This is a genomic window from Bradyrhizobium sp. USDA 4341, assembly GCF_054063755.1.
Genome location: NZ_JBSSGO010000002.1, coordinates 9,679,022 through 9,696,924, shown reverse-complemented (window position 1 = coordinate 9,696,924; position 17,903 = coordinate 9,679,022). Strand labels below are relative to the sequence as shown.

The 17,903-nt window shown below is 64.4% G+C and carries 17 protein-coding genes; 8 read left to right on the top strand and 9 right to left on the bottom strand.

The genetic code is table 11. From position 1 onward, the window contains the following. Window positions 1–73: 73 nt before the first annotated feature. Together ACVIGB_RS50845 and ACVIGB_RS50840 are read right to left on the bottom strand one after the other, a co-directional pair. Window positions 74–1,393, bottom strand: a complete 1,320-nt coding sequence (locus ACVIGB_RS50845) for an ABC transporter substrate-binding protein (protein ID WP_456656299.1) — start codon at window positions 1,391–1,393, stop codon at window positions 74–76. A 78-nt stretch (window positions 1,394–1,471) separates the two neighbouring features. After that, window positions 1,472–2,539, bottom strand: a complete 1,068-nt coding sequence (locus ACVIGB_RS50840) for an ABC transporter ATP-binding protein (protein WP_092113040.1) — start codon at window positions 2,537–2,539, stop codon at window positions 1,472–1,474. Window positions 2,540–2,746: 207 nt separating this feature from the next. Between ACVIGB_RS50840 and gntR the strand changes: the two genes are divergently transcribed. From gntR to ACVIGB_RS50820, 4 genes are all read left to right on the top strand, one after another. After that, window positions 2,747–3,775 carry an HTH-type transcriptional regulator GntR gene (gene gntR, locus ACVIGB_RS50835; protein WP_092113038.1) on the top strand — a complete coding sequence of 343 codons (1,029 nt, stop codon included), beginning with the start codon at window positions 2,747–2,749 and terminating at the stop codon, window positions 3,773–3,775. 213 nt (window positions 3,776–3,988) lie between these two features. Continuing rightward, window positions 3,989–5,827 (top strand): IlvD/Edd family dehydratase, encoded by a 1,839-nt coding sequence (locus tag ACVIGB_RS50830; RefSeq protein WP_456723555.1) that lies wholly within the window; start codon window positions 3,989–3,991, stop codon window positions 5,825–5,827. Between the two features lie 129 nt (window positions 5,828–5,956). Further along, entirely contained in the window at window positions 5,957–6,688 is a 732-nt protein-coding gene (locus ACVIGB_RS50825; protein WP_456723556.1) for an SDR family oxidoreductase, read from the top strand. 25 nt (window positions 6,689–6,713) lie between these two features. Beyond that, a complete protein-coding gene (locus ACVIGB_RS50820; protein ID WP_456723557.1) occupies window positions 6,714–7,460 on the top strand; it encodes an SDR family NAD(P)-dependent oxidoreductase in 747 nt (248 codons plus the stop codon). Between the two features lie 59 nt (window positions 7,461–7,519). Here ACVIGB_RS50820 and ACVIGB_RS50815 read toward each other — a convergent pair whose 3' ends face one another. Both ACVIGB_RS50815 and ACVIGB_RS50810 read right to left on the bottom strand, forming a co-directional pair. Then, window positions 7,520–8,125 (bottom strand): LysR substrate-binding domain-containing protein, encoded by a 606-nt coding sequence (locus ACVIGB_RS50815; protein ID WP_456749417.1) that lies wholly within the window; start codon window positions 8,123–8,125, stop codon window positions 7,520–7,522. Beyond that, a complete protein-coding gene (locus tag ACVIGB_RS50810; protein WP_456749364.1) occupies window positions 8,085–8,312 on the bottom strand; it encodes a LysR family transcriptional regulator in 228 nt (75 codons plus the stop codon). The genes ACVIGB_RS50815 and ACVIGB_RS50810 overlap by 41 nt, the downstream gene beginning before the upstream one ends. Window positions 8,313–8,501: 189 nt before the next feature. On the opposite strand from ACVIGB_RS50810, the gene ACVIGB_RS50805 reads away from it, so the two are divergent. The 4 genes from ACVIGB_RS50805 (at window position 8,502) to ACVIGB_RS50790 (ending at window position 12,111) form a co-directional block, all read left to right on the top strand. Then, window positions 8,502–9,404, top strand: a complete 903-nt coding sequence (locus tag ACVIGB_RS50805; RefSeq protein ID WP_456723559.1) for a DMT family transporter — start codon at window positions 8,502–8,504, stop codon at window positions 9,402–9,404. Between the two features lie 83 nt (window positions 9,405–9,487). After that, window positions 9,488–10,168 (top strand): site-2 protease family protein, encoded by a 681-nt coding sequence (locus ACVIGB_RS50800; protein WP_456723560.1) that lies wholly within the window; start codon window positions 9,488–9,490, stop codon window positions 10,166–10,168. Window positions 10,169–10,270: 102 nt separating this feature from the next. Next, complete coding sequence (locus ACVIGB_RS50795) at window positions 10,271–10,678, top strand: hypothetical protein (RefSeq protein ID WP_171948153.1); 408 nt, start codon at window positions 10,271–10,273, stop codon at window positions 10,676–10,678. A gap of 197 nt (window positions 10,679–10,875) precedes the next feature. Then, a complete protein-coding gene (locus ACVIGB_RS50790; RefSeq protein WP_456723561.1) occupies window positions 10,876–12,111 on the top strand; it encodes an ABC transporter substrate-binding protein in 1,236 nt (411 codons plus the stop codon). A gap of 135 nt (window positions 12,112–12,246) precedes the next feature. Here the strand turns inward: ACVIGB_RS50790 and ACVIGB_RS50785 are convergent, their stop codons facing one another. Genes ACVIGB_RS50785 through ACVIGB_RS50765 form a run of 5 tightly spaced genes read right to left on the bottom strand, consistent with a single transcriptional unit; the run spans window position 12,247 to window position 17,810 of the window. Next, window positions 12,247–13,041 (bottom strand): energy transducer TonB family protein, encoded by a 795-nt coding sequence (locus tag ACVIGB_RS50785; protein ID WP_456723562.1) that lies wholly within the window; start codon window positions 13,039–13,041, stop codon window positions 12,247–12,249. 12 nt (window positions 13,042–13,053) lie between these two features. Further along, on the bottom strand, window positions 13,054–13,518 hold the full coding sequence (exbD, locus tag ACVIGB_RS50780; RefSeq protein WP_456723563.1) for a TonB system transport protein ExbD: 465 nt from the start codon (window positions 13,516–13,518) through the stop codon (window positions 13,054–13,056). Between the two features lie 3 nt (window positions 13,519–13,521). After that, window positions 13,522–14,538 carry a tonB-system energizer ExbB gene (exbB, locus tag ACVIGB_RS50775; RefSeq protein WP_456723564.1) on the bottom strand — a complete coding sequence of 339 codons (1,017 nt, stop codon included), beginning with the start codon at window positions 14,536–14,538 and terminating at the stop codon, window positions 13,522–13,524. A gap of 3 nt (window positions 14,539–14,541) precedes the next feature. Continuing rightward, window positions 14,542–15,231, bottom strand: a complete 690-nt coding sequence (locus ACVIGB_RS50770) for a Fe2+-dependent dioxygenase (protein ID WP_456723565.1) — start codon at window positions 15,229–15,231, stop codon at window positions 14,542–14,544. Window positions 15,232–15,251: 20 nt separating this feature from the next. Continuing rightward, window positions 15,252–17,810 carry a TonB-dependent receptor gene (locus tag ACVIGB_RS50765; RefSeq protein WP_456723566.1) on the bottom strand — a complete coding sequence of 853 codons (2,559 nt, stop codon included), beginning with the start codon at window positions 17,808–17,810 and terminating at the stop codon, window positions 15,252–15,254. Window positions 17,811–17,903: the final 93 nt, after the last annotated feature.

Genomic DNA, 17,903 nt, shown 5'->3' with positions numbered 1-17,903 from the left:
CCACGCAATATTCCAGTGATGGCATTCCGATGATGGCGCAGGCGGCGGTCGTCCGCCGCCCGCGGCCATCACATCAGCGATAGATCCGCTTCAGCTGCCGCTCGGCTTCCGCCATCGCGGTCTTGCCGTCCTTGGCGCCGGTGCAGTAGTTCGCGAACATGTCGACCACGATGAAGTCGGCGATCGCGGTCGCCGCCTTCTCGCCGGGCGTGCCGATGCCGGAGGCCGGCAGCGCGCGCTTCGAGGCCTGGCCGAACACCGCGTTCTTCGGGTCGGCGGTCCAGACCGGCGCGGTGTCGTAGGCGTTGAGCGTGTGGGTGAGGTAACCCCGCGCGCCCGACAGCCACTTCTCGAAATTCTCCTTCTCCAGCATGAAGGCGATGAACGCCTTTGCCGCATTCGGATATTTGCAGAAGTTGAAGGCGAGGATCGGAACCGCGAGTTGCAGCTCGGTCGGCTTGCCGATCGGGCCGACCGGCCACAGCGCGTGGTCGATGTCTTCGGCGAGCTCCTTCTTGCTCGGGTCGTCCTTGGCCGCGACGTAGATCGAGATGCCGTTCGAGGTCAGGTACAATTCGCCGGACAGGAACGCCTTGTTGTTGGAGGAATCGTTCCAGGATGCGACACCGGGAATGAAGGTATCCGACAGTGCCTTGGCGTACTCCAGCGCCTTCATCGTCTCCGGCGAGTTGATGATGACCTTGTCGTCCTTGTCGACGGTCCAGCCGTTGAAGCCCCAGAGGATGTTGTGCACCCAGGCATTGGCGTCGCCGGTGGCGTGGCCGAGCGCGAAGCCGGCCGGCGTGTTGTTCGCCTTCAGCGCCTTGCAGAGTTCGAGATAGGCCGGGAAGTCGGACGGCACCTGCTTGAAGCCGGCCTTCTCGACTGCCGACTTGCGATAGGTCAGATAGCCGCCGATGGTCGCGACGGGAATGCCGAGCCAGTCATCGCCCTGCTTGCAGGTCTTGGCCGCGGCCTCGGTCCAGCCGCCGTACTTCTTGCCGAGATAATCGGCAACGTCGTTCATCTTGAGAACCTTGGTCGGGAACAGCTGCGGCAGCGTATGCAGGCCCCAGGCGAGGTCGAGACCGGAGCCGGTGTTGGCGGCGACCGAGGCTTTCGGCTGCACGTCCTCGAAGGACTCGCTGAACACGTTCATTTCGGTGCCGGTTGCCGCCTTGAAGGCCGCCACCATGGCATTGAAGGCATCGTCTTCCGCGGGCACGAAGCGCTTCCAGCGCATCACGGTGAGCTTGGCGCCGGGCTCCGCCTTCCAGGGCGCGCTCTGCGCCCAGGCCTTGGCGAAGTCAAACAGCGCCGGCCCGGTCAGCATCCCGGTTGCGGCCAGCGCGGTGCCGCCCTGAAGTAGCGAGCGGCGAGTAAAATCGTGCATCGTCCTTCCTCCCAAATGACTGTGTTTTTCTTGTTTTTGATCCGGCCTGTTGGTCGGCCATTCAGATCGATCAGTCGGTCAGCTATTCAGTCGTTTCCCCGTCGAATCGTCGAACAGATGGACCAGCGCCGGATCCGGCTTGAGCCGGACCTTGTCGCCCGGGTTGAACTGATGGCGTTCGCGGAACACGGCGACGACCTGCTCGCCACCGAGCTTGGCAAACACTTGGGTCTCCGAGCCGGTCGGCTCGACCACCACGATCTCGGCTTCGGCGCCGTCATCGGCGATGGTGAAATGCTCGGGCCGCACGCCGTAGACCGCGGGCTTGCCGTCGGAATTGGCCGGCGCAGATTTCAGCGGCAGCTTGACGCCGTTCGGTCCCTCGAAATAGGCGGCACCGTTCACCTTGACCTTGCCCTTGAGAAAATTCATCGCGGGCGAGCCGATGAAACCGGCCACGAACTGGTTCTCCGGCTTGTCGTAGAGCTCCAGCGGCGAGCCCATCTGCTCGACGATGCCGTCATGCATCACCACGATCTTGTCGGCCATGGTCATGGCCTCGATCTGGTCGTGGGTGACGTAGACGGTCGTGGTCTTCAGCCGCTGATGCAATTCCTTGATCTCGGTGCGCATCGCGACGCGCAGCTTGGCGTCGAGGTTCGACAGCGGCTCGTCGAACAGGAACACCTGCGGATCGCGCACGATGGCGCGGCCCATCGCGACACGCTGGCGCTGGCCGCCGGAGAGCTGGCGCGGATAGCGCTCGAGCAGCGGCGTCAGCGCGAGGATTTCCGCCGCGCGCTTGACGCCGCTCGAGATTTCCTCGGGCTTGGCGCCGCGCAGCTTCAGCGAGAAGCCCATATTGTCGGCGACCGTCATGTGCGGGTAGAGCGCGTAGTTCTGGAACACCATCGCAATGTCGCGCTCTTTGGGCTGGACATTGTTGACGACGCGGTCGCCGATCGAGATCGTTCCAGAGGTGATGTTCTCAAGTCCGGCCAGCATGCGCAGCAGGGTCGACTTGCCGCAGCCGGAGGGGCCGACCAGAACGACGAACTCGCCGTCCTCGATCGGGATCGACACGCCGTGCAGGACTTCAAAATTGCCGAACGACTTCCGCACGTCGCGAATCTGGACCGACGACATCCACTTCCCTCCCTCAAGTTCCCGACGGCGTACGACGAGTGCCGCCACCGCTCTGTTTTGTTCCGGCCACGCTGGGTGCGCGGCTCTGTTGGACTTGCGTTATTGTCCGCAGTTTATCCGGTTTTGGCAATCGTTCGATTAGCAATCGCTTGGTAGCGCTGTCAATATCGGTTTGTCTGCGACGAACGTCGTGATATGAGCGGCAAAATGGCCCGAAAGCACATCACGCCAGGCAAGATCCGGCTCGCCGAAGTCGCGAAGCTCGCCGGCGTCAGTCCGATTACGGCCTCACGTTTCTTCAGGAATCCGGATGCGCTCTCGGCCGGCAAGCGCGCCCGGGTCGAAAGTGCGGCAAAAGAACTCGGTTACGTGCCCAATCTCGCGGCACGCGCGCTTGCGTCGCAGCGCACCGAGGTGATCGGTGTCCTGATCCCGTCGCTGACCAACAACGTGTTCGCCGACGTGCTGCGCGGCATCTATGACGCGCTCGACGGCAGCCGCTACAGCATTCAGCTCGCCAACACCCGCTACAGCATCCTGCAGGAAGAGCGCCTGCTGCGTCTTTTTCTGGCACAGAAGCCGGCCGGGCTGATCATCACCGGCATCAACCAGACCGCCGATTCCCGCCGCATCATGGAAACGGTCGATTGCCCGATCGTGCAAATCATGGAGGTCGGTCCCTCCCCGATCGACATGATGATCGGATTCTCGCATTTTGACGCGGCAAAAGCCGCAATCGCCCATCTTCTCGCGCAGGGCAACCGGCGGATCGGCTTCCTCGGCGCGCGAATGGATCCGCGGGTGCAGCGGCGGCTTGACGGCTATCGCGCCGCGATGACCGAGGCCGGGCTGTTCGATCCGCAGCTCATTGTCACGACGGCGATTCCAACCTCGGTGACATTGGGTGGGACGCTGTTTGCTGACCTGCTCGCCAAGACGCCCGACATCGACGCGGTGTTCTGCGTCAATGACGACCTGGCGCTCGGCGCGCTGTTCGAATGCAAGCGCCGTCACATGGCGGTGCCGGAGCAGATGGCGATCGTCGGCTTCAATGACCTCGAATTCATGGCATCGAGCGAGCCGACGCTGAGCAGCGTGCGCACCAATCGCTACGAAATGGGCAGAAACGCTGCCATGATGGTGATCGAAACGCTCGAAGGACGCCGGCCCGCCGAGCCCATCGTCGATCTCGGCTTCAGTGTCATGGAACGGCAGAGCTCGGCGCGGCGCAGCTGACATCCGCCCGACACCAGCCCGTCACAAGGGACGCAAAAGATGACAAAATGATAGCGCAACCAAACGCCTTGAACTAAGGTCCAATCCATCCAGTGAAACACCTGTGCGTGATCGTCGAGGTTTGTAATGCGCGACGATTTGCGCAAGGTAGAACAACGTTGAACCAGAGCCCTTGAATGGGCCCATCAAGAGTTTGCATTGCGGGAGAAACCAATGACAAAACCCCACACCAACGGGCATAGCGCCGCAGGCGAGACCAAGACGGGCAAGGGCCGCAGGCTCCGCTCCCAGGAATGGTTCGACAACCCGCACAATCCGGGCATGACCGCGCTCTATCTGGAGCGCTACCTGAACTACGGCCTGACTCGCGAGGAATTGCAGTCGGGCAAGCCGATCATCGGCATCGCCCAGACCGGCAACGACCTGTCGCCCTGCAACAGGCACCACCTCGAGCTCGCGCACCGCGTCCGCGAGGGCATCCGCGCCGCCGGCGGCATCGCGATGGAGTTTCCGACCCACCCGATCCAGGAGACCGGCAAGCGCCCGACCGCGGCGCTCGACCGCAATCTCGCCTATCTCGGTCTGGTCGAGATCCTGTTTGGCTATCCGCTTGATGGCGTGGTGCTGACCACCGGCTGCGACAAGACCACCCCGGCCTGCATGATGGCGGCGGCGACCGTCAACCTGCCGGCGATCGTGCTGTCGGGCGGCCCGATGCTGAACGGCTGGCACGAAGGCCAGCGCACCGGCTCCGGCACCGTGGTGTGGAAGGCGCGCGAGCGCCTCGCCGCGGGCGAGATCGACTATGAGCAGTTCATCGAGATCGTGGCCTCTTCGGCGCCCTCGGTCGGCCATTGCAACACGATGGGCACCGCCTCCACCATGAACTCGCTCGCCGAGGCACTCGGCTTCTCGCTGCCGGGCTGCGCGGCGATCCCGGCACCTTATCGCGAGCGCGGCCAGATCGCCTACGAGACCGGAAAACGCATCGTCGACATGGTCTGGGAAGATTTGAAGCCGTCGGACTTCCTGACCCGCGAGGCGTTCGAGAACTGCATCGTGGTCAACTCCGCGATCGGCGGCTCGACCAATGCGCCGATCCACATCAATGCGCTGGCGCGCCATGTCGGCGTCGAGCTGTCGATCGACGACTGGCAGAAATACGGCCATGACGTGCCGCTGCTGGTGAACATGCAGCCGGCCGGCTTCTATCTCGGCGAGGAATATCACCGCGCCGGCGGCGTACCGTCGGTGGTGCGCGAGCTGATCAAGCACAAGCGCATCCATGAAGGCGCCCTCACCGTCAACGGCCGCACCATGGGCGAGAACTGCAAGGAAGCGCCGACGCCCGACGGCGACGTGATCTGCGGCTACGACAAGCCGCTGGTGAAGGACGCCGGCTTCCTGGTCTTGCGCGGCAATCTCTTCGATTCCGCGATCATGAAGACCAGCGTGATCTCGAAGGAATTCCGCGACCGCTATCTGTCCAACCCGAAGGACCTCAACGCCTTCGAGGGCCGCGCCATCGTGTTCGAGGGCCCGGAGGACTATCACGCGCGGATCGAGGATCCCGCGCTCGACATCGACGAGCACTGCGTGCTGTTCGTTCGCGGCACCGGCCCGATCGGCTATCCCGGCGGCGCCGAGGTCGTGAACATGCAGCCACCGGCGGCGCTCATCAAACGCGGCATCCTGTCCCTGCCCTGCATCGGCGACGGAAGGCAGTCCGGCACCTCGGGCTCGCCGTCGATCCTCAACGCCTCGCCGGAAGCGGCGGCCGATGGTGGGCTCGCGATCCTCAAGACCGGCGACAAGGTGCGCATCGACCTCAACAAGGGCAGCGCCAACATCATGATCTCGGAGGATGAGCTGCGCACCCGCCGCGCCGAGCTGAAGGCCAAGGGCGGTTTCCCGCACCCGGCCAACCAGACGCCGTGGCAGGAGCTTTACCGGCAAACCGTCGGCCAGCACGCGACCGGCGCCTGCCTCGAGCTCGCGACACGCTACCACGACATCGCCGGCAGGGTCGGCGTGGCGCGGGACAATCACTAGCTCCGCATCGTCATTGCGAGCGCAGCGAAGCAATCCATTTCCCCGCCGCGGAAGTATGGATTGCTTCGTCGCTTTGCTCCTCGCAATGACGGCGGCAGCAAATTCAATCAGAACTTCGAGGAGACTTCCATGTCAGACAGACTGAAGGGAAAGCGCGCCGTTGTCACCGCCGCGGCGGCGGGCATCGGGCGCGCATGCGCGATCGCATTCGCGCGAGAAGGCGCGACCGTGATCGCCACCGACATCAATGAGAGCGGAATCGCCAACCTCGGCAAGGACGGCGTCGCCGAAACCGCCCGGCTAGACGTTCGCAGCACCGCTGACGTGAACGCTTTCGCCAAGCGCGTCGGCAAGATCGACATCCTGCTCAATGCGGCGGGCTTCGTGCATCACGGCACCATTCTGGAGTGCTCGGACGAGGACTTCGACTTCTCGTTCGACCTCAACGTCAAGTCCATGCACCGGACCATCAAGGCGTTTCTGCCGGCGATGCTGGAAGGCGGCGGCGGCAGCATCGTCAACATTTCGTCCTGCGCGGCGTTGCGGCCGCCGGCCAATCGCTACGTCTACAGCGCGTCGAAGGCGGCGGTTTCGCTGCTCACGCGCGCGGTTGCGCTCGACTTCATCACCCAGGGCATCCGCTGCAACGCGATCTGCCCCGGCACCGTTGAGACGCCCTCGATGCTGGAGCGCGCAGCCGCCGCAGGGCCGGACGGACGCGAGAAGTTCGTCGCCCGCCAGAAAATGGGCCGGCTCGGCACCGCCGAGGAGATCGCGGCGATGGCGGTCTATCTTGCGAGCGATGAAGCCGCATTCACCACCGGCGTCGATATGGTCGTCGACGGCGGCTTCATGCTCTGACGTTCCCCGATCAAAGGCATTTGGCATGAACAAGATCGATCTCAACGGCCGCTGCGCCGTCGTCACCGGCGGCGCGCAGGGGTTCGGCCGGGCCATTACCGAGCGCTTCGTCGCATCCGGCGCCAGGGTCGCGATCTGGGATTTCGACCAGCCGCTGGCAGAGAAAACCGCCAGGGCGATCGGCGAGAACGTGATCGCCATCAAGACTGACGTCACCGATCCCGCCGCGGTCGACGCCGCGCGCGATCAGACGCTGCGGGCGTTCGGCAAGATCGACATTCTCGTCAACAACGCCGGTATCACCGGAGCCAACAAGCCGGTTTGGGAAACCGATCTCGACGACTGGCGCAGGGTGATGCGCATCAATCTCGAGGGTCCCTTCATCTGCTGCAAAGCGATCGTGCCTACCATGATCGGCCAGAAATACGGCCGCATCGTCAACATCGCCTCGATCGCCGGCAAGGAAGGCAACCCGAACGCCGCGCATTATTCTTCGTCGAAGGCCGGCCTGATCGCGCTCACCAAATCGCTCGGCAAGGAGCTCGCGCAGCACGACATCCTGGTCAACGCGGTGACGCCGGCCGCGGCGAAGACCGCGATCTTCGACCAGATGACGCAAGCGCACATCGACTTCATGCTGTCGAAGATTCCAAAAGCCCGGTTCGTCCAGGTCGAGGAACTCGCTTCGATGGTGGCGTGGCTGGCGTCGGAGGATTGCGCGTTCTCGACCGGCGCCGTGTTCGACATCTCCGGCGGCCGGGCGACGTACTAGAGCGTTTTCGAGCGAAGTGGACGCCGGTTCGCGTGAAGAAAACGCGTCAAAATAAGAAGCTAAAGCTTCGGTTCTGATTCAACCAGAACCGAAGCTGCCGCGCCCCGCTTGGCGGGTTGTCGCAGCGCTGCGACGAGATGATCTGCGAGCAATGACGCCGCGCGCGCAAGATTCGGCGCGCGGTGCAGACGGATCTCCGCGCGCGGCAGCCGCGGCATGCCATCGCGCGCGGTCAGGCGGCGCAACGACGGCGGAAAGGTCCCCGACTTCACGACCGTCACGGCGAGGCCCTGTGCCGCGATCGCCTCGACCGCGGACAGGCTGTGGCTGACAAAGGCGAGCCGCCACGGCCGGCTCGCTTCATCCAGCGCCTGCATCGCCCAGCTCCGGAACAGACAGCCCTGCGGGTAGAGCGCAACCGGCAGCGGATCGAGCTCCTCGACACGATGCGTGGCGCTCGCGGCCCACACCGCCTGCTCGGTGCGCAGCAACTCGCCCTCGCCGCGCCCTTCGGGGTGCATGGCGATCACCAGGTCATAGGCTTCGCCGAGCCGGTCCGTCATCGACGATGTCAGCCCGGTCTCCATCTCGACATGGATCAGCGGATAGTTGGCGACAAAATCCTTAAGCAGCGGCGGGACGATCAGCGTCCCGTAATCGTCCATCACGCCAAGGCGCACCCGCCCCGCCGGTGCCGTGCGCGCGCACCCGGCCGACAGCCTCCGCATTGAGGCTCAGAATGCGGCGGGCGTAACCGAGCAGCCCTTCACCGGCCGCGCTCAGATCGACACTGGACGTGCTGCGGTGAAACAGCTCGGCCTGCAGCCGTTTCTCCAGCCGCTTCACCTGCATGCTGACGGCCGATTGGGTCCGGTTCAGCGCCGAAGCGGCGCGGGTGAAGGAGCGATGGCCTGCAGGAGATCCGGGTCCAGGACGGGCGAACTCATCAGAATCCGTGATTTAGTCGATCAAATTTATTCCATTCACTGATTATCGGCCCTTCCCTAGATTGCGCAAGCAAAACAGAGGGGTCGAAGCGGGATGGGCGAGATCTGGGGGGTGTTGGCCGCAGTGGCGTCGAGTGCGCTCGGCGGAACCTCGATCGGGGCGACGCGGTTTCTGGTCGGCGCGATCGATCCGCTGGCGATCGGCGCGTTCCGCTTCGGCATCGGCGTCCTGCTGCTCCTGCCGCTGGCGCTGCTGCAACGTGGAAGCTGGCCGCCGCGGCGCGACTGGCTTGGTGTCGCCGGCCTCGGCCTCTTGTTCTTTGCGGCGTTTCCGATCCTGTTCAACGCCTCGCTGATTTTCACCACTGCCGCGCGCGGCGCGCTTGCGCTTTCGACGCTGCCGCTGCTGACCATGCTCGTCGGCGCCGCGCTCGGCGCCGAGCCGCTCACCGCGCGAAAGACCACAGGCGTGCTGATCACCATCCTAGGTGTCTCGATGGCGCTGCTTTCCGGCCTTGCCACGGCGCCTCCGGGCGCCTGGCGCGGTGACCTGTTGATGGTCGCAGCGGCGCTCTGCATGGCGCTCTACAGCATCTGGTCGAAACCCTTCATTCGCCGTTCCGGTCCGATCCCCTTCACCACCCTCGCCATGACGGCCGGGGCGATGGTGCTCATTGCCGCCTCGCTGCTGCGCGGCAGTTTCGCGCCGGTTGCCGAGTTCGGTGCGCCGCAATGGTTCGGCGCGACCTATCTCGGCGCCTTCGGCGCAGCGCTCACCTTCTATCTCTGGGCCTTCGCGCTGGAGCGGACCACGCCGACCCGGGTGGCGATCTCCGTCACTGTCAATCCGATCGCCGCCTCGCTGGTCGGCGCAGCCTTGCTTGGCGAGCCGCTGAGCTGGAATCTGATGGCCGGCATCGTCACCGTCTTCGCCGGCATCTGGATCGCGACGACCCAGCCGCAACGCGCCCGCGTGGTCGCGCCGGACACACACTGACCCGCGGCCACGCCCCCGCAAGGCCGTCAGCGAATCCGTGCTAGCCTGAGGGTCCGGTCCCAGCGAACCCGAGGCGGCGCGCATTGAACATTTCCCTTTACGACGTCTCCGTCTGGGTGCTGCCACTGGTGATCGCCATCACGTTCCACGAGGCGGCGCACGGCTTCGTCGCGCACAGGCTCGGCGACGACACTGCATGGAAGCTCGGCCGCGCCAGTTTCAATCCGCTGATGCACATCGATCCGTTCGGCACGCTGATCCTGCCCGCGGTGCTGCTGTTCGCGCATTCGCCGTTCCTGTTCGGCTACGCCAAGCCGGTGCCGGTGAACTTCCGCAAGCTCAACCATCCCAAGCTCGACATGGTGTGGGTGGCGCTGGCCGGCCCGGTCACCAACATCATCCTGGCGACCGCGGCGGCGCTGGCATTCCACGCGCTGCCATTGGTTCCCGCAGATGCGGCAAAATGGACCGCGGATAATCTGAAAAACGCCTTCCTGATCAACATCGTGCTCGCGATCTTCAACATGATGCCGATCCCGCCGCTGGATGGCGGCCGGGTCGCGGTCGGGCTGCTGCCGCGGCCGCTGGCGGTCCCGCTCGCCCGGCTGGAGCCCTACGGCATGCTGATCCTGATCGGGCTGTTGATCCTGCTGCCCGTGATCGGCCGCCAGATCGGCCTAAATCTTGATGTTATTTCAACGATACTGCGAACTCTGACCGGCTATGTAATCAACGCCCTTCTCCTCATTACCGGAAACACATAGCCTTGATTTGCGGATGACCCGATCGCAACATCGGAACCCAATCTTCCTACTCACGCGCAGGGACGGGAACGCTTCGAGGCCATGGTGATCAAAGCTGCCGATATGCTGATTGCACGACGCGCCGACACCCGCGCGCGGGCTGACTTTGCAACCTGGAAGATGATGGCGAAGCTGAACGGCGCCTCCGCCCTGCCGCCGGAGGCGCAGAATTTCCTGGCCATCCACAAGAGGCTGCTGGACCAGATGAGCGACGGCGAGGCCAGCGAGGCGACGATCCAGGAGATGTACCGCACCTACTATGCGGAGATGGGCGGCGCCGGCAAAGCACCCGAGGTTCCGGCACGCTCGCGCGAACCGGCCGCCGACACCGGCAACGTCACCGCGTTCCGCCGCCTGCCCGCCAAGAAGACGGCCGCCGCTACCCCGAACGCCAAGCGTCCGATGCCGGTAGCGCTGATCTTCGCCTGCCTCGTCGTGGTCTACGTCGCGATCCGCTACTACTGGAAATAGCGCGCTCCTCGCTGCAAGCCATCCCTCGCTTTCGTCGTCGACGCGCGCACGCTGCGGCGTCCCGTCGCGCGTCACTGGCCGCTCAATCGCCGCAGCGTGGAATATCGCGCGCGATCGATCGCGCCCGTGCCCTAGGCGATACGCCCGATGCCGGGCATAATGAGGAACTCAAGAACAAAAATCATACTGGAGGGAAGATGAAGCGTTCCATTGCAGCCTCGGTCAAGACAGCCCTGGTGATGACCACGAGCCTCGTGTTCGCCGGCAGCGCGTCGGCGCAGACGATGGACAAGGTCGCCAAGGTCGGCGCCCTCGGCGATCAGTCCGGTCTCTATCAGGACATCGGTGGTCCCGGCTCGACAGTGGCGGCGCAGATGGCGATCGAGGATTCCGGGCTGCTGGCGAAGGGATGGAAGATCGACCTGATCTCGGCCGATCACCAGAACAAGCCCGACGTCGCAGTCAACATCGGCAAGCAGTGGATCGATGTCGAGAAGGTCGACGTGTTCGTCGATCTCGCGGCCTCCAATGTCGGGCTCGCGATTGCCAATCTCGCCAAGGAGAAGAACGTCGTCAACCTCAACTCGGGCTCCGCCTCGTCCGACCTCACGGGCGCGCAGTGCTCACCGAACACGGTGCACTGGGTCTACGACACCTACATGCTCGCCAACGGCACCGGCAAAGCGCTGGTGAAATCCGGCGGCGACAGCTGGTTCTTCCTCACCGCGGACTATGCATTCGGCCAGGCACTCGAGCGAGACACCTCAGCGGTCGTCACTGCGAATGGCGGCAAGGTGCTCGGCAGCGTCAAGCACCCGCTCAACAACGCAGACTTCTCGTCCTTCCTGCTGCAGGCGCAAAGCTCGAAAGCCAAGATCGTCGGTCTTGCCAATGCCGGCGGCGACACCACCAACGCAATCAAGCAGGCCGCCGAATTCGGTATCGTCTCGGGCGGCCAGAGGCTTGCGGGCATGCTGCTGTTCATTACCGACATCAACGCGCTCGGCCTCAACGTCGCCCAGGGCCTGAACTTCACCGAGACTTTCTACTGGGACATGAACGATCAGACCCGCGCCTTCACCAGGCGCTTCATGGAGCGCTTCAAGAAGAACCCACCGACCATGGTGCAGGCCGGTGTCTATTCGTCGCTGATCCACTATTTCAAGGCATTGGAAGCGCTCGGCGGCAATCCGCATGACGGCCGCGCCGTCGTCGCCAAGATGAAGGAGCTGCCGACCGACGATCCGCTGTTCGGCAAGGGTTCGATCCGGATCGACGGCCGCAAGATCCACCCCGCCTATCTGTTCGAGGTGAAGAAGCCGTCGGAGTCAAAGTATCCGTGGGACTACTACAAGCCGGTCGCCACCATCCCCGCGGATGAGGCCTGGCTGCCGCTCGAGAAGAGCGTCTGCCCGCTGGTGAAGAAGAGCTGAGACGACATCATTCCGGGCCTCGCGAGACGAGCGCCCGGAATCGGCTGGCAGCACATTCGACAGCGAAATGGATTCCGGGCTCGCGACTTCGTCGCGCCCTGGAATGACGCCGGCTCCTGATCGAGCCTCGGCTCGCTACGACTTCGGCTTGTTGAAGGTGACGGGGAGAGTGAAGGAGAACTGGTCCTCGGTCAGTCCGGCCGGCGGCGCGGGCACCGGATCGGAACGGTGGACCATCGAGACCGCGGCGTCGTCGAACGCGGCGTCTCCCGACGTTTCCATCACCGCAACGGACAAGACCTTGCCGAGACGATTGAGCACCAGGGCAAGCTTCACCTTGCCCTCCTTGGCCTTGACGTTCTCCGGGAACTTCTTGTGCAAGTCGAGATAGGCGCTGATCTTCTTGCCCCATTTGGCCGTCAGCGCGAGCTTGTCCTTACCGATCCCGGGGTTGGGCGCCTTCGTCGTCTCCGACTGACGCGCGTCCTCCAGCTTGGTTGGCGCGGCCGCTTCTGAAGCCTGCTGCGCCTCCTGCGCGTTGGTCTCGACCTTGGCGACCTTGGCCTCGTCCTCCTTCTGCTTCTTGGCGGTGTCCTCCGTCACGATGCGATCGGGGTCGTCGGCCTCCATCGGCTTGGCCTGAGGCAGGTCGGTGTCCTTCACCTCTGCCTTCTGCTGCGCCATCTCCTGCACGGCCTGCTGCTCGTCGGCCGGCGCGCCGGGCGGTGCTGCATCATCGGGCACGTCAGGAGAGGTAAGCTCGACGGCGTATTCCGCGCCGGCAGCACCGAGCCCCTCGTCACCGTCGTCGCCGCGCAAATTCGTCAGCGCCAGCGCCGCGCCGCCCAGATGCAGCCCGACCGCCGTCACCGCGGCGATCACCCAGAGCCGCTTCGACGTCCGCAGGTCAAGATCAGGGTTGGTGGACATCGGTGTTCGCCGTCAGGGTTTGGCCGGTTCGGCCTGCGCCGCCGCGGGCGCTCCAGGCAGGCCCTCGAGCGTGACCAGCTTGACATGCGTGTAGCCGCCGGCGCGCAGCAGCTCCATCACGCCCATCAGCTCGCCATAGGGCACCATGCGATCAGCCCGCAGGAACACGTATTTGTCCCTGCTCATGTCCGGCACCGCATCGAGCGAATTGACCAGGTCGGCCCGCTTCACCGCGTTCTCGCCGATCGCCAGCGTCAGGTCGGGCTTGATGCTGAGATAGGTCGGCTTGTCCGGCTTCTTCTGCGGCGTCGCGCTGGAGGTCGGCAGATCGATCGGCAGGTCGACGGTCGAGAGCGGCGCCGCCACCATGAAGATGATCAGTAGCACCAGCATCACGTCGATGAACGGCGTGACGTTGATCTCGTGGGATTCCGCGAAATCGTCGTCGTCGTCGTTCTCGGAGATCGAGACCGCCATCGCCTACTCCGCCGCCGCGGCGCGCGGAACGTCGCCATGGGTGCGATCGAGATCGCGCGACAGGAGCCGTCCCGCCGCGCCCGAGGCGCGGTTGACGAGCTCGAGGTAGACCTTCGTGACGCGCGAGAAATGGTTGTAGATGATGACAGCGGGGATCGCCGCGACGAGGCCGATCGCGGTTGCGAGCAGCGCTTCCGCGATGCCGGGCGCCACCACGGCAAGGTTCGTCGTCTGCGACTTCGAAATGCCGATGAAGCTGTTCATGATGCCCCAGACGGTGCCGAACAGGCCGACGAAGGGCGACGTCGCGCCGATGGTCGCGAGCAGCCCCATGCCGACGCGGATCTTGCGGGCTTCGGCGCGCACGATCTCGGCAAAGCTCGACGCCGCGCGCTCCTTGATGCCGGCGTCGCTGGAGATGCCCGCCGACAGGCGCCCCTCGCGCATCGCAGCCGCAATGAACGACGACAGCACGCTGCCCTTGGCGCCAAGTGCGAACTGCGCTTCCGCCAGCGACCGCGATTCAGCGATCTTGGCGAGCGCGCCGCGCAGCTTGCTCTGCGCCACGGTCAGCTCGACCATCTTGGCGATGAACACGGTCCAGGTCACCAGCGAGGCGAAAGCGAGACCGAGCATCACCGCCTTCACGATGATGTCGGCGTTGAGGAACATGTTCCACGGCGACAATTCGTGCAGGCCGGTGCTGGTCGACTTCAGCACCTTGCCGTCGCCGTTCGCGGGCGCGGCCGGCGACGCATCGAGCGCCGTCGGTGCCGGAGCGACAAGTGCCGGCGCGGCCTGGGCCTGCGCCGCTGCTGGCGACGGCTGGGCCATCGGCGCAGTCTGGGCAGTCGCAGCAGGAGCGGCAGCCGGCGGCTGGGCCACGGGTGCGGACTGGGCCCGGGTCACGGGCTGCGCGGCAGGCGCCGTTTGCTGCTGCGCCGAAGACGGCGCGGCCAGCATCAGCATCGCCAGCGAGGCGATCACGGCGGATGCAGCGGGGAACTTGAATGTCATCATCAGTTACACTTCAGCCCAGTGGCGGATCAGGTTGTGATAAATCCCGGTCAATTTGACCGTTTCAGGGTCATCGCGGCCCAGCCGCTCCACCAGAGCCTGGATCGCAGTATCGAGATCAAAGATCAGGCTGCGCGCGTGGGCATCCCGTACCATGCTCTGCAGCCAGAAAAAAGACGCTACCCGGGTCCCTCGCGTGACCGGCGTGACCAGATGCAAGCTGGAAGCAGGATAAACGACGAGATCGCCTGCCGGCAGCTTGATTTCATGGGATCCGTAGAGGTCCTCGATGACGAGCTCGCCGCCATCATACTCTTCCGGCTCCGATAAAAACAGCGTGACCGACAGATCGGTGCGGATCCGCAAGCCCGTCAGCCTGTCGCCCCGCACCGCATTATCGACATGCAGGCCGAAATGGTGCCCGTCGCTGGCGGCATAGCGGTTGAACAAGGGTGGAAAGATTCTAAGCGGGATCGCCGCCGAGATGAAGCGCGGGCTTGCCGACAGCGCCGACAGTATCCGATCCCCGAGCTGCCGCGCGACCTCGCTGTCGGGCGGCAGCTGCTCGTTGCGCTTGACCATCGCGGACGCAGCCCCCGCGGTCGAGCGGCCGTCCTCCCAATCGCTGGCATCCATGATGCGGCGAAAGTCCGCCACATCAGCCTTGCTCAATACGTCGGGAATACAGACCAGCATCTTGTGCCGCGAAGCCTCCGTCAGTAACGCGCAGACACAACCAGATACGCAGCGCGTCCCGGCGCTTCCAGCACGAACGGTGCCGCGCTCTGGTACAGCGCGTCGTAGTAGCGCTTGTCGAAGATGTTGTTGACGAACAGCTTCATGGTCCAGTGCTTGTCGATCTTGGCCTCGGCAAAGGCGTCGAAGCGCCAATAGCTCGGAATCGACGTGCCCTGGTTGGCCGCGAGCAGCGTGCCGCCATAGACCTTCGAGCGATACACCGCCTGCCCGCCCAGCTCCCACATGTCGGTGAGCTGATACTTCGTCAACATGCTGAAGGACTGATGCGCGACGTTGGCGAGCGGCAGTCCGACGTTGCTCGAATACAGGATCGTGTTGGCCGGCGGTGCCATCGACTTCGTCACTTCCGACTGCATCAGCACGAGGCCGCCGAACACGCTCCATTTGTCGGTGATCTTGCCGCCGACGCCGAGATCGATACCGCGGATGCGATAAGCGGCGCCCGCCGTGATGCAGGATACCGCGGTCGATCCGGCCGGCGGGTTATAGGTACAGCCAAGCGCCGCCGCAGCGGAGTTGCTGCTGACATTCTGCGCTTCGCGGGCGTTTTCCTTCTCGGTCTGGAACAACGCCGCCGTCACCAGAAGATGGCGGTCGAACAGCTCCCACTTGGTGCCGACCTCGATCGCCTTGTTCTTCTCCGGCCCGAAGATCTGGGTGTTGCCGCCGTTGAGAACCGGATTGATGCCGCCATAGGCGGTGCTGGTGCCGTCGAACTCGGCGCCGACAGGGTTGGACGAGGTCGCGTACGCCGCATAGACGCTGCCGTTCGGCAGCGGCTTCAGCGTGAGACCAAGGTTGAAGTTCGGCATCCCGAATTCGGCCGACTGCTGACCGAGCGTGCCATTCGTCGCGAACGCGGACGTGTTGATCTTGTAGTCGTCGTAACGGACGCCGCCATTGAGGATGACGAAGTCGTTGTAATTGGCGGAATCCATCACGTATCCGCTCACGGTGTCGATACCGATCTTGGTCGGTCGTCCCATGAGCGAGGGGATTCCGAACGGCTGATTTGTGTTGACCGGGTTGAAGACACTGACGCCGGAGAGCGAGCCGCCCCCCGTGAAGGACGATGTGCCGGTCGTGATCTCGGAGGCCAGGCCGGTGTAGCTGTCGATCGAGGACCGCTCGTTGTCGTATTCGACGCCGGCCGTCGTGGTGTGCTTGAACCCAAGACCGTCGACCGACTTATAGGTCGCCTCGGTCTGGTTGGCGAACACGTCGGTGACCTGGTAGCGGCTTTGCGGGTTGGTTGTGAGCGTATAGCTCGTGAACGGAGCGCCGGCGGCCAGCGTCGGCGATTCCGGCAGCGTGCCGATGTAGTTCTGGGTCGAGCGCGATTCCCGGATCTTGTTGCTGATCGTCAGGTCCGGCGTGATCTGCACCTCGGCATTGATCGTGCCGATGTCCTGCCCGGTCCTGAAGAAGTCGCGATTGACGAAGCCGTAGAAGTTGTTGCGGTTGACGCCGAAGTCCGGGAACGGACCGCCGGCCGTGGTCGCAGTGCTCGGCCGGTAATACGGCACGCCGAAATCCGGGATACCGGTGAGTTCGGTGTGGATGTAGTTGCCGCTGATCTTCACCGCATCGACCGGCTTCCACGTTCCAGCCACGAACGCGCCGTCGCGATTGTCGGTGACATAGCTGCGGCCGGCGACGCCGGCATCCTGGAACAGGCCGCCGGCGCGGATCGCCAGCGTCGGGCTGATCACCTGGTTGACATCGAGCGTCACCCGCTTGGTGCGATCGGTGCCGAACGAGGTGTCCATATTGTAGAAGCTGTTCTCCGTCGTCGCCTGCTTGGTGACGATGTTGATCGCGCCGCCGGTGGTGCCGCGGCCTGCAAAGGACGAGCCGGGGCCGCGCAGGATCTCGACCTGCTCGGTGAAGAAGTTCTCGCGGACGCTGACGCCAGCGTCGCGTACGCCGTCGATGAAGATATCGTTGCGCGCATCGAAGCCGCGGATGAAGAAGCGGTCGCCGAACGCGTTGCCGCCCTCGCCCGTGCCGAGCGTGACACCGGCCGTCGACAGGATCGCCGATTTCAGCGAGGTGGCGTTCTTGTCTTCGAGCACGTCCTTGGTCAGCACCGTGACCGACTTCGGCGTGTTCAGGATCGGCTCGGGATACTTTCCCGATGCCTGCAAACGGTCGCCCTTGTACGGCGCGGCCGGATCCGCATAGCGGTCGCGGTCAGCGGGAAGACCGCCGGCGTTGGGAAACGGCACCGGCGCCTGCTGGGCCTGCTGATTGCTGCGGCGCGCGGCGCGGCGCAGCGCGTTGCGGGCGCGGACCTGGTCCGAGGTGGGCTTTGACGTGACGGGCCGCGGGCGCGCGACCGGGGCATCGACGTTCACCGGCGGCAAGCTGGATTGCTGCGCTTCAGCCCCCGAAAACGAGGCCACCGCGATCAGGCTCGCGACAGCGGAGACCTTCGTGGCGGAATAACCGGTATCATCAGCCGAACCGATCACCGCATCGAAGCGCAGCGATCTCGGCGCCTTCACATTGCTCATTTCTTGCACGCCCCCAGAAAAGCAAGTCCGTTCGCGAAACCACCGTGCGACGAACTGTCTCTTTCGGTTATCGAGCGCGACTTTTTTTATCAA